Annotated in this window: 11 protein-coding genes; all 11 read right to left on the minus strand. The window is 49.6% G+C overall.

The annotated features are described in order from the left end of the window. Positions 1-632 precede the first annotated feature (632 nt). On the minus strand, positions 633-1,163 hold the full coding sequence (locus EEX84_RS02140; protein ID WP_123163918.1) for a hemerythrin domain-containing protein: 531 nt from the start codon (positions 1,161-1,163) through the stop codon (positions 633-635). Between the two features lie 21 nt (positions 1,164-1,184). Beyond that, positions 1,185-1,832 (minus strand): response regulator, encoded by a 648-nt coding sequence (locus EEX84_RS02145; RefSeq protein WP_123163919.1) that lies wholly within the window; start codon positions 1,830-1,832, stop codon positions 1,185-1,187. Positions 1,833-1,836: 4 nt separating this feature from the next. Continuing rightward, positions 1,837-2,892, minus strand: coding sequence for a sensor histidine kinase (locus EEX84_RS02150; protein WP_123163920.1), 1,056 nt, complete (start codon positions 2,890-2,892; stop codon positions 1,837-1,839). After that, positions 2,892-3,350, minus strand: a complete 459-nt coding sequence (locus EEX84_RS02155) for a GAF domain-containing protein (protein WP_123163921.1) — start codon at positions 3,348-3,350, stop codon at positions 2,892-2,894. The genes EEX84_RS02150 and EEX84_RS02155 overlap by 1 nt, the downstream gene beginning before the upstream one ends. A 44-nt stretch (positions 3,351-3,394) precedes the next feature. Then, positions 3,395-4,084, minus strand: a complete 690-nt coding sequence (gene narI, locus EEX84_RS02160) for a respiratory nitrate reductase subunit gamma (RefSeq protein ID WP_123163922.1) — start codon at positions 4,082-4,084, stop codon at positions 3,395-3,397. Continuing rightward, positions 4,071-4,646: a nitrate reductase molybdenum cofactor assembly chaperone gene (narJ, locus tag EEX84_RS02165; RefSeq protein WP_123163923.1), complete on the minus strand. Its 576-nt coding sequence runs from the start codon at positions 4,644-4,646 to the stop codon at positions 4,071-4,073. The genes narI and narJ overlap by 14 nt, the downstream gene beginning before the upstream one ends. Next, a complete protein-coding gene (narH, locus tag EEX84_RS02170) occupies positions 4,639-6,225 on the minus strand; it encodes a nitrate reductase subunit beta (protein ID WP_123163924.1) in 1,587 nt (528 codons plus the stop codon). Before narH ends, narJ begins: the two co-directional genes overlap by 8 nt. After that, positions 6,215-9,889 carry a nitrate reductase subunit alpha gene (locus EEX84_RS02175; protein WP_123163925.1) on the minus strand — a complete coding sequence of 1,225 codons (3,675 nt, stop codon included), beginning with the start codon at positions 9,887-9,889 and terminating at the stop codon, positions 6,215-6,217. The genes narH and EEX84_RS02175 overlap by 11 nt, the downstream gene beginning before the upstream one ends. Before the next feature lie 679 nt (positions 9,890-10,568). Next, complete coding sequence (locus EEX84_RS02180; RefSeq protein WP_123163926.1) at positions 10,569-11,219, minus strand: ATP-binding cassette domain-containing protein; 651 nt, start codon at positions 11,217-11,219, stop codon at positions 10,569-10,571. Positions 11,220-11,224: 5 nt separating this feature from the next. Continuing rightward, positions 11,225-11,905, minus strand: coding sequence for a molybdate ABC transporter permease subunit (modB, locus tag EEX84_RS02185; RefSeq protein ID WP_123163927.1), 681 nt, complete (start codon positions 11,903-11,905; stop codon positions 11,225-11,227). Next, positions 11,902-12,678, minus strand: coding sequence for a molybdate ABC transporter substrate-binding protein (gene modA / locus EEX84_RS02190; protein ID WP_123163928.1), 777 nt, complete (start codon positions 12,676-12,678; stop codon positions 11,902-11,904). The genes modB and modA overlap by 4 nt, the downstream gene beginning before the upstream one ends. Between the last annotated feature and the right edge of the window lie 198 nt (positions 12,679-12,876).

Raw genomic sequence — 12,876 nt, forward strand, 5'->3', positions numbered from 1 at the left:
TTCGGTACGATGATTTTGTATTGATTCCCTGTTTCTATTGTATCTATGTACCCTTATCTTTTTAATAAGGGAGTCCCCTCACCTTGTGGAGGGAAACCCTTATTAAAGCTGCTTCCAATTGGAAGCAGCTTCACAGCTTGTTGAGAAACGGTTTCGCACCCCGATATTCCGCAAAACAGCTCCGCTTTCCGGGGGGCTTGCGCCGAGCTAACTCGGGACTTCGTCCGAGTGGATCTCGACACTTCGCTTGGTCCCCCAGGAGTCTGCGCTGTTTTGCTCCATATCTCAGCTATGTTTCATATACGAAAACCCGAGTGATAGAATCTGTTACTATGTCAGTTAACAAAAAATCACTGGGAAGAAACTGAATGGAGTGGAAAGCCGCCGAAGGGTAAACATGTGCTCCTGTATCGCTGCGCTAGCTTCGTCGCAAAGACGTTGACCGAACTTTCTTCGGCCAACGTCTTTCCTGCGAGGACAGCGCGAGCCGAAGACCCTGGACTGAGCAAAGCGAAGGTAGCGGCTGAGGCCGTGCCCGCGGAAAGCGTCCGCCTGAAGCGAAATGAAGAAGTCCGACGAAAGTTTCTCGACAGCCATAAAAGCTGCTCCCAAATAGAAGCAGCTTCGTCAGATCAAGTGATCAGGGTATTCATTTTTTCATAAAGTTCGTCATGATCGACGGCTTTCATCAATTTTTCCGCCATCGGAAAAAGGACCGTCTCTTCTTTTACAAAATGGATGGTCAGGACCTCAAATGCTTCTCCCGCATCTTTGGCGACCGTTCTCATGTCATCCAGCGTCATCGTGTCGATGGTCCCGCGGGTATGGTGGAAGAAATGGCCGATGTACCCGTCGATTTCCTGGTGTTCGTCCTGGATGCCGACAAGGGGGCCTTGCTCAAACCCGATATAGGTTCCGAGCACCGGAAAGAAATGTTCTTCTTCCTTATCGGTGTGGTTCTTCAAAGGTTCGATAAATTCAAACAGTTTTTGACGCAGCAGCTTCAACTTCTCGCGCCCTTCCTCCAGCGTCATCTGTTCCTGCCTTTCAAAGTCCAGGACGAGTTCATGCCATTCTTCCATCAAATAGGACAGATAACGGTGCTCGTTTTCCAGCAGCCTCATCCCGGGTTCTGCAAATCTCAATTCTGCCTGTTCAGCCATTTGGAACCTCCTTTTCGTTCATCAGAAATTCAGCAATTTTTTCTTCAGTGCATACTCAACCAATTCCGGCCGGCTCTTGAAATGCAGTTTTTCCATGATTTTCGCTTTATGCGCTTCCACTGTTTTGACCGAGATAAACAACTTTTCGGCGATTTCCTTATTGCCATAGCCTTTTGCAATAAGCGGCAGCACTTCTATTTCTCGTTTTGACAACAATTCAAAAGGATCGCTTTCCGCTCCTTTCTGATCCTGGTGAATAAATTCACGCACCAGGGAAGTTGCCATTTTTGGGTGGATATACGTTCCGCCTGTATGAATCGTTCGGAGAGCCAGCAATAATTCTTCGTCCGGCGCATTTTTCAGCATATACCCCGAGGCCCCGTTTTTTAATACATGAAACAAATACTCTTCATCGTCGTGCATGGTCAAAATCAGGATTTTGGTTTCCGGATAATCTTCTTTGATTTTCCCTGTAGCGATTAAACCGCTTTCGCCAGGCGGCATGCTCAAATCCATCATGAGTATATCCGGCTGGTGTTTCGCCACCATCTGATACGCTTCGATGCCATCAGCTGCCAGTCCGACGACTTCCATATCTTCTTGAAATTTCAGGATCATCGAGAATCCACTTCGCACAATGGCATGGTCATCCGCTATGACAATTTTCATCGCTTCAGCCTTCCTTTCGTACCGGCACACGCAGATGCACCGTTGTTCCTTTGCCGGGTTCTGATTCTATTGCCACACTGCCGTCCAGAAGTTCCGCCCGTTCGTTCATTCCATACAGGCCCAGCCCGGTTCCGATCGGATTGGTTCCTTTCCTGAATCCGACGCCTTCATCTTTGACAATGAGATGCAGCATCTCATTTTCTTCAAACAGCCTGACCTCCACTTGTCCCACTTGCGCGTATTTTACAGCATTTAATAGGGCTTCCTGCCCCACGCGGTAACAAACGGTCTCAATTTCATTTTCATAACGCTTTTTGTCCAATGCCGAAACAAATCGGACTTCAAGGCCATAGCTTGAATCGATTCGTTTGAAATGCGACCGGAACGCCGCTTCCAGACCGAAATCATCAAGAGCGGCAGGACGCAACTCGACGGAGATATTGCGGATTTCATCCAGCAGTCTGGTCAGCGTAGCATTGGTTTCTTCGGTTTTTTCCAATACAACCGGATCTGTTGTCATGTACTTGAGAGCCCGGAGGTCCACCAGTGCACTCAGCAACTCCTGCGCTACACTGTCATGCAGTTCTCTCGAAATCCGCTTCCGTTCAAATTCCTGCGCTTTAATGACATGCTTCATCAACGTATTCTGGTGCAATTTCTTCTGAGTTTCAAATTGCGTGGTCAAATCACGAAGCATAAAAACGCGGATTTCTTGCTCTGCATCGATGGTATGGAAAGTGGCGGCGTAAGGAATGACGCCTCTGCCTCTGGTGTCCAGGTATACTTGAAAAGAAGAAAAATCTTCAGCAGGCGTACTGCTCAAATAACATCCGAGACAGGTCTGCAGCTCTGCATCACTCGTATACCCTTTGCAGGCTCCACATATCGCCTGATCGACACCGCTTTTCAATTGTTCGAGCGCCTGTACATCCAGGATTTTTTCTGCGGCTGGATTCATGGCAACGGCTTTTCCACTGCCATCAAAAAAGAACATGGCTTCGGTGCTGTTTTCGAACATTTTGATCATCAGCTCATTCAGCTGGCTTTTGTCTGCAGACATCAATTCAGCGTCAATTCCTTTCCGTCCAGGTTCCCAATGCCCTGGTCAGCAGTCTTTTTCAGCAGTTCATTTTTTTCAGCTGTCATCAGATAAGGTTCCCGGTGTCCAGCCAGCAACACGCCCGCTACACGTCCCTTATGCCAGATCGGAACCGCTCCGATACTTTTCAGGTTTTCCAAAGTCAAAATTGGAAAGTTGAACAGGTCGTCTTTAACCGCAAAGTCCAGCACGTTTTCAATGAGCATCGGTTTTCCTGTTTTGAATACGACACCTGCCACTCCTTTGCCGGATTGCAGGACTATTTTCTTCAGACGGTTATTCTGATTTCCAGAGGCAAATTGCCATTTCAGTACATGCAGATTCTGTGCCGGTTCCACAAATGCCAAAGCTACGACATCACAGTCAAGTTGCATACGGAGTTTATCAATCTGAGCTTGGCAATCTTCTTTATTTTTCATCCTATTATCTCCTATTAAAAATTGAAAAGAGGACGAACCTCTTTTCAATTTGTTGGTTTATGTCTTCTGTATAGAATATAACTTCTGCCCACATAAATCAAAGGAACACTCCAGACATGCACAAGGCGCGTAAAAGGCCAGAAAGCGAAGATGGCAAAACCGGTCAGCACATGGATTTGGAAAGACAACGGCACATTTGTCATCAATGCGGCATTGGGACTAAAGTAAAATAATTCCCTGAACCAGACAGAGATCGTCATCCGGTAGTCAAAATCCGGATTGGCCGCATTGGTGAAAAACGTCGCGTATACGCCGATAAAGACGATAAACAGGAGTAAGCTGTTGACAGCCAGATCAGAAAACGAACTTAACTGGCGGACACTTTTCAAAGAGAAGCGCCGGAACGTCAGGATCAGCATTCCCGCCAATGTTACCACTCCAAAAAATCCACCGATGTAAATGGCGCCCAAGTGGTACAAATGGTCGTCTACACCAAGTGCACGCATCCATGAAATGGGGATGGCCAATCCGGCGACATGGCCGAAAATGACCGGGATAATGCCCAGATGGAACAGCAGGCTGCCGACCATCAGCTGCTTTTTCTCGATGAATTCACTGGATTTCGCTGTCCAGTGAAATTTATCCACTCGGTATCTGTAAATGTGGCCGAAGATGAAAAGTGCAATGCAGATATAAGGGAACACCACCCATAATAATTGGTCAATTAGGTTCATTGGCCGGTGCCTCCACTTCTATGCAAGCTTTAAATGTTTCCCGCAGGCCTTTGACCAAATGGAAATAAGGGCTGCCGTTTTTCTCCAGCGACTTGACCAGGTGATAGGTTCCGTCTTCCAATACCGCAATCAGGATCCGGAAACTCTCAGGCGCCCGGGGATCCCCGAGCCACTCAGCTGCGTACAGAAATTCACAGATGAGCGGCAGGTAATCGGACAGTTCCGATTCGGGCATTTCCAGGCCGAACATTTCATACAGCACTTTCAATTTGGCCAGCATCTGGCCGCGTTCCTTGGCGTCTTCAAATTTGAAGTACGTCATGAACAGCGTGCTGTCTTTCTGGAAATCGAACGTCTCCGTATACATTTCCTGGATATCGTCCAGGCTTCGTTCATGCATCAGTTTCCAGTAAGTTTGCACATAGTCATATGCGGGATGATCGGCTTCAAATGATTCTTCGATTCGGGCAGGATGAAAATCCAACTTTTCCGGATACGTCAGATGATGGGAAAAGAATCCGAACGAATCTTTGAAGGTATAAAGTTTTTCAATATTAATCACGCCAGATCCCCCCGTAGAAATTCTCTTCATAAATTTCTTTGCCCGACTTTGTGGCTGTTCCAGTTGGACTCGGGCTTGCCGGGCCACAGCTGTCGCATGATCCGCCGGAATCAGTGCCCCAGCCTCCCATGCCGCCGCTGTCATACCCTTCCATTCCTTGTGCACGGTACGGATTGACACGGCCTTCTCTGTGGGTGCTCGGGATGACAAAACGGTCCTCGTATTTCGCAATCGCCAACAGGCGGTACATTTTTTCCGTTTGATGAGCGGTCATGCCGATGCGTTCCAGGCGGCTGTTGTCAAATTCTTTTCCGGAAGACAATGCCCGCATATACGAACGCATCATCGCCATGCGCTGAAGCGATTTTTTGACGGTTTCGGTGTCACCGGCCGTCAGCATATTTGCCAGATACTGGATCGGCGTCCGCATTTCTTCGATAGCCGGGAAAATCATATCCGGATTTTTAATGGAATCTTTTCCTTCGAAATAGTTCATGATCGGACTGAGTGGCGGCACATACCATACCATCGGCAATGTCCGGTATTCCGGATGCAGAGGGAACGCCAATTGATGTTCAATTGCCAGTTTGTAAACCGGTGAGTTCTGTGCCGCTTCAATCCAGTCTTCGGAAATGCCATCTTTTTTCGCCTGTGCGATCATTTCAGGATCATATGGATCGATGAACAAATCACACTGGGCTTTGTACAAATCTTTTTCATCCGGTGTTGCCGCAACTTCCAGTACGCGGTCCGCATCATACAGCAGAACGCCCAGGTAACGGATGCGGCCGGTGCAGGTTTCAGAACATACAGTCGGCAAACCGGACTCGATCCGAGGGAAGCAGAATGTGCATTTTTCCGCTTTATTGGTCTGCCAGTTGAAATAGACTTTCTTATAAGGGCAGCCTGTCATGCAATAGCGCCAGCCGCGGCAAGCTTCCTGGTCCACCAGCACGATGCCGTCTTCTTCCCTCTTGTAGATGGCGCCTGAAGGACAGGATGCCACACAGCTTGGGTTGAGGCAGTGCTCACACAGTCGCGGCAAATAGATCATGAATGATTTTTCGAAGTTGAATTTGATTTCTTCTTCGATTTTTTGAATGTTCGGGTCCTGTGGGCCTGTAATATGGGCTCCTGCCAAATCATCTTCCCAGTTCGGTCCCCATTCCAGGTTCATTTTTTCACCCGTCACAGCTGAATGGGCACGAGCTACAGGAGAGTGTTCCATCTCTCCTGCATTGGTCAAGTGCTCGTAATTGTAAGTCCACGGTTCGTAGTAATCCTTCATTTCCGGCATGTCCGGGTTATAGAAGATTTTCCCAAGCGCTACTTTGGACAGCTTGTTCCCTGATTTCAGCTCCAGATTCCCTTTGCGCAGCTGCCAGCCGCCTTTATAGAGCTCCTGGTCTTCCCAGCGTTTCGGATAACCGATACCGGGTTTTGTCTCGACGTTATTGAACCACATATATTCCGCACCTTTGCGGTTGGTCCAGGTGGTTTTGCATGTCACGCTGCACGTATGGCAGCCGATGCATTTGTCCAGATTCATCACCATTGCAATCTGTGCTTTAATCTTCAAGCCAGTCAACCTCCTTCATTTTCCGGACTGCCACATACTCATCGCGCTGATTTCCGATCGGGCCGTAATAGTTGAAGCCGTAGCTGAGCTGGGCATATCCGCCGACCATTTGCGTCGGTTTCATATGGATGCGTGTCGGCGCGTTATGGCTGCCTCCGCGCGTATCCGTGATTTCTGATCCCGGAACATTAATGTGCTTGTCCTGTGCATGATACATGAACATAGTGCCGCGTGGCATCCGGTGGCTGACGACTGCACGAGCCGTTACGACACCGTTCCGATTGTAAACTTCCAGCCAGTCGTTATCGTTGATGCCATGTGCATCTGCATCGTCATTGTTCAGCCAGACAGTCGGACCGCCACGGAACAATGTCAGCATGTGCTGGTTGTCCTGATAAGTGGAATGGATATTCCATTTGCCGTGTGGAGTCAAATAGCGCAGCACCAGCGAATCCACTCCGCCTTTGACGACTTTGTCTCTTGCACCGAACACCATCGGCGGCAGTGTCGGCTTATAGATCGGCAGCGCTTCACCAAACTGCTGGAAAATTTCATGGTCGATATAGAAATGCTGTCTGCCGGTCAATGTTCGGAATGGCACCAGTCGTTCGATGTTCGTTGTGAACGGTGAATAGCGTCGGCCCATTTTGTTTGATCCGCTGAATACGGGAGTCGGAATGACTTCACGGGGCTGCACCGTAATGCTTTGGAACGTGATTTTTTCCGCTGCACGGTCTGCTGAAATATCCTTCAGTTCGACACCTGTGTCTTTTTCCGCTTCCACATATGCTTTCTGTGAGACACGGCCGTTGGTGGCGGAAGACAAGTTGAGAATGGCATCTGCCACTTGGCGGGCCGTCTGGATTTTCGGCAAGCCGTTTTTAATGGATTCATCGTAATATGTCCCGTTGATTCGTTTTAATTCTTCATATTCTTCCGCTACCGAGAAGCTGACGCCGTGCGCGCCGGTTTTCCCGATCTGCAGATTCGGGCCAAGCGTGATGTATTTGTCATGAATCTTCGTGTAATCGCGTTCCACGATGCTGATGTTCGGCATTGTTTTGCCTGGCACCGCTTCGATTTCCCCTTTGGTCCAATCTTTCACCAAGCCCATCGGCTGTGAAATTTCACTGACCGTATCATGCGCAAGCGGTGTCGTGACGACATCTTTGTAGACGCCCGGTAGATGCGTTCTTGCCATTTCCGAGAACTTCTCCGCCAATTTGCCGTAGATATCCCAGTCGGAACGGGATTCCCACAACGGATTGACCGCCGGATTGAACGGGTGCACAAATGGGTGCATATCTGTGGAAGACAAATCTGTCTTCTCGTACCAAGTGGCTGCAGGCAGAACGATATCTGCATACAAAGGCGTCGAAGTCATACGGAAGTCAAGGGCGACCATGAGATCGAGTTTTCCTTCGACATCATCACGCCAGATAATTTCTTCCGGTTTTACGTCTTGATTCGGCTCTGCCAACAGACCGTCAGATGCCCCAAGCAAATGCTTCATGAAATATTCCTGGCCTTTTGCGGAACTGGAAATCAGGTTGGAACGCCAGATGAACAATGAGCGCGGGAAGTTTTCCGGTGCTCCCGGATCTTCGATTGCAAACTTCGTGTTGCGGCTCTTGATCTCTTCAGCGGCGTGGTCGATGATTTCCTTGTTGGTTTTCTTGCCGTCCTGTGCCGCTTCCTCTGCAAACAGCAAACTGTTTTTGTCGAATTGCGGATAAGAAGGCAACCACCCGAGACGCGCGGCCAGCACATTGTAATCAGCCGGATGCTGGTAACTGACATCTTCACCCAGTGGCGATTTCAGGCTGTCGGTTCCTCCTTCTTCGTAGCGCCATTGTTCTGTTGCAAAATAGAAGAACGACGTGGCGTTTTGCAGACGAGCCGGACCCTGCCAGTCTTTCGCAAATGCGACAGTCGACCAGCCTTCGATCGGACGGCATTTTTCCTGTCCGACGTAATGCGCCCAGCCGCCGCCGTTGACGCCCTGAGAAGCCGTCAATACCACCAGATTCAAAATGGCGCGGTAAATCGTGTCACTGTTGAACCAGTGATTGATGCCGGCTCCCATGATGATCATCGAACGGCCGCCTGTATCAATGGAGTTCTGAGCAAATTCACGGGCGATCTGAGTCACAATGGATGCTTTGACCGAAGTCACTTTTTCCTGCCAGGCAGGCGTATAATGAGACGTTTCGTCAAAATAGTCTTTGGCGTTGTGAGGGCTGTCAATCCGTGCAATGCCGTATTGGCTCAACATCAAATCATAAACAGTTGCGGCATAGCGGACCGTGCCGTCTGCCAGCGTCACTTTTTTCGCCGGTATGACCCGTTTGAAGACACCGTTACCGGCGTTGTCAAAGAACGGGAACACAATTTCCTTCCATTCTTCGTCGAGGCCTTCCACGCTCAATGCAGGCTCGACTCTCGACCCGTCTTCGTTTTCCAGGATCAAATTCCATTTTTTATCTTCTTCCCAGCGCTGGCCCATCGTCCCGTTCGGCACAATCAAATCATTGACGGCTTCGTCATAAATGACCGGTTTCCATTCAGCGTGCTGTGACGTGTCGCCAAGATCGCTGGCACGCAGGAAGCGCCCGCCTTTCAATGAATCTTCATGCGGATCCAATAAAATCATGAACGGCATATCCGTGTACTGCTTGGCGTAATTGATGAACATCGGTTCCTGGCGCTGGTGGTAAAATTCATCCAATATGACGTGCGTCATCGCCTGTGCCAACGCAGCATCCGTACCTGGATTCGGCGCCAGCCAGTTATCCGCAAACTTAACGTTTTCCGCGAAATCCGGTGCCACCGAAACGACTTTTGTCCCTTTATAACGGACTTCCGTCATAAAATGGGCATCCGGTGTCCGTGTCATCGGCACGTTCGAACCCCACATCATCAAATAGCCGGCATTGTACCAATCCGACGATTCCGGAACATCCGTCTGTTCTCCCCAAATCTGAGGCGAAGCCGGCGGCAGGTCAGCATACCAGTCATAGAAGCTCAGCATCTGGCCGCCCAGCAATGAAATGAAGCGCGCACCTGAAGCGTAGCTGATCATCGACATCGCAGGAATCGGTGTAAAACCGGCAATGCGGTCCGGACCGTATTTCTGGATGGTGTAAATCAGCTGAGCCGCAATCAGTTCCAGTGCATCGTCCCAATTGACGCGCACATGGCCGCCTTTGCCGCGTGCCGATTTGTAAAACTGTGCTTTTTCAGGGTCTTCCACAATACTCGCCCACGCATCGACCGGGTTGGCATGCATCGATCTGGCAGATTTCCAGAGCCGCCACAAACGCCCTCTCATATAAGGATATTTGACACGGAGCGGGCTGTACTCATACCAGGAAAACGTTGCGCCACGCGGACAGCCGCGCGGTTCAAATTCCGGCATATCGGGACCGCAGGACGGATAGTCGATCTGCTGGTTTTCCCACGTGATGATGCCGTTTTTCACAAACACTTTCCAGCTGCAGGAACCGGTGCAGTTGACACCATGCGTTGTCCGCACCACTTTGTCATGCGACCATCTCTGGCGGTACATATTCTCCCAATCCCGGTTTTTTTCTTCCAGGATCGACCAGCTGCCTGAATAACTCTCCACGGGTTTAAAAAAATTGAAACCATATCTTTTCTTCATTGCTCACAACCACTCCTTCTCAGAATGAAAAACATTGAAGGGAATCAATTAATCATTCGTATACGTTTAAGTATGGAAGACCTGTCCGAAAATTCACATTAGGGAATGTCCTATAGAGAGGAGGGGAATCCCTTTATTGCATGAAATGCGAAAGTGCCCAATAGAAGAAGATAAGCTAAAAACGCGACATCCTGTCGCAACGCTTATCTGACCCACATCGTGTGGGCCTCCGACAAGCGCTGGAGGGCTTTTGGGTCATGGCGTTCTTTGCCATGATACATAAGACCGAAGCGACCTCGAGGGGCTGGGCACTGTAGCTGGACAATGAAAAGCGGAGGTGGCCAATAAAGGAAGATAAGCTAAGAACGCGACATCCTGTCGCAACGCTTATCTGACCCACGTCGTGTGGGCCTCCGACAGGCATAAGACGCTTTGGCGAAGCGGCATGTTTTCAGCCGCACAGTCAAAGTGGCTTATGACCCCGAGGACTTGGCCGCCGGAGCTGGACAACGAAAAGCGGAGGCGGCCGGCGGCAAATCCGCAGACAGGAGGTTTATGCGCGTTTATTTTGATTTATTTGCGTTCGGAAACTTTTATGCGCGCTTAAAAGCTTTTATGCACGTTCCCCGAAAGTTATGCGCGTTCACTTAAAAATCCACGAAAAAAAGCTCCCCTTCATCTAAAGGGAAGCTTCGGAAATCAGTTGTTCAGTCATTTGGCCTTTTTCAACGCGGATCACGCGGTCTGCCAGTTTTTGTGCGTCGGCTTGCCGGTGTGTAACAAAAATAATCGGGATGTTCCAGATTTCATGGATGCGCAGCAATTCCTCCTGGCATCTCTCCCGCGTGTCATCGTCAAGTGCGGAAAACGGCTCATCCAGCAGCAGCAGATCCGGCTTGGCCGCCAGTGCGCGCGTTAAAGCCACACGCTGCTTTTCGCCGCCCGAGATTTGATGGGGATATTTCGGCAGCAGATCCGTAATGCCGAGAACTTTCGTCACTGCTGTAATATGCGCCATATCGCTTTTCGGCGGCCGGCTGTACAAAATATTCTGTTCCACGCTCAAGTGCGGGAACAGCGCATAATCCTGGAACAGATAGCCGACTTTCCGTCGCTGAATTTTCAGCGGTTTATTGCCTTCCTGAAAAAAATTTCTGCCATTCAGGGAAATCGAACCGGCGTCCGGATGGACAATGCCGGCAATGCAGTTAAGAAGAGTTGTCTTTCCTGAACCGGATGAGCCGACGAGCGCCAGAATTTCATTGTCCAGCTGGAAATCCACGACCAGTTCAAAATGCTCCAATTGTTTTCGGAAATCTACGTGTAACATCCGATTCACTCCCTCCCGATCCGGATTTCGGTTTTCTTGCGCCAGTAATTGACCCATGAAATAATCGCCAGACCAAGCGCGGAAATGATGATAACCCAAAACGCCGCTTTTTCCATTTGCCCGGCTTCATAGGCAAAGTAAATCGCCAGCGGAATCGTTTCCGTCTGGCCCGGTATGTAACCTGCTACCATCAAAGTCGCTCCGAATTCCCCAATGCCTCTGGCAAACGACAAAATCAGACCCGCCAAAATTCCCGGCCACGCAAGCGGAAATGTGATGGTCCGGAAAATACGCCATTCAGAGACCCCCATTGTCCGTGCCACATTTTCCCAGCGGCTGTCGATTTTATTGAAAGCAGCAGTGACGCTTTGATACATCAGCGGCAGCGACACGACAAACGAGGCAATCGCGGCTCCGACCCATGTGAAAACGATGCGGACACCGAACCACTGCTCCAGCCAACTGCCCAAAGGACCGTTCAATCCGAATAACACAATAAGTCCAAATCCGATGACCGTCGGAGGCAAAACGAGAGGCAGAAGAATTAACGCATCCAAAAAGCTTTTGCCGAAAAAATTGCGCCTGGACATAAAACGTGCCAGAGCAATGCTGATGATGAAGACAAAGAAAGTCGAGACAGACGCAACTTTCAGGGAAAGAAACAGTGGAGATAAATCCTGTGTCATTTTTCAGGAACCCCTTCAGCGGCACGAAAGCCAAATTGCTCCAGCACTTCCTGGCCTTCTTCTCCTGTCAGAAAAGCAAGAAAGGCTTCGGCAGCTTCCTGATTTTCAGCTGTTGAAGAAATGCCGGCCGGATAAATGATGGCCTCTCCGGTGTCCGGCAGCTCCACCATGGTCTGGAGGCCTTGCGCGAGACCCTGGTCGGAGGAATAAATAATTCCTGCCTCCACATTTCCGCTTTCGAGATAACTGACTACCTGACGGGCATCTTTGGCGTAGATCACCCGCTCTTCAATGCTTTCCCATAAATCCAATTCAGTCAACGCTTCTCTTGTATACATGCCAAGCGGAACACTTTCTGGTTCGCCTATTGCGATTTTGCCTTCAAAGCCCTGGAGAACCGCTGAAAAATCCGGTACTTCATCAACAGCCGCAGTGGAAGCGAGAACCAGATGATTGCTGGCAAACGGAACGACTGTTGTGCCGTCGATCAATTCGCCTTCAACCAAACGGTCCATATCTTTCGCGCTGGCCGATAAGAATAGATCGACAGGCGCCCCCTGTTCGATCTGGTTGCTCAATTTCCCGGAAGACCCGTAATTGATCACCAGTTCGATGTCGGGATGGGCTTTCCCGAATTCCGTTTCCGCCGCTTGCATTGCATCGGTCAAGCTGGAAGCGGCTGAGATGAACAATTCGTCTTTGCGGTCGGCTGACGTCGTTCCACACCCTGCGAGCAATAGCGTTATTGTCAAAAATAATAAAGTTCTTCTCATTTGCATGACCCTTTCCTGACGAAAAAAGCCGCAATCCCTGTCTTTTTCCTGACTGGAAAAGCGGCCTGAACTCGTATTGCTGTTTTCATTTATTCTACAGGCGGTGGCCTCCTAAAAAGGGGTGCCGCGGTTATGTTAAGAATATCGCTGTCCATGGACTTTCGTCAACCGCTTACACAATGCAATTGTTCGCCGGCA

The organism is Planococcus salinus, assembly GCF_003719725.1.
Lineage (GTDB): Bacteria > Bacillota > Bacilli > Bacillales_A > Planococcaceae > Planococcus > Planococcus salinus.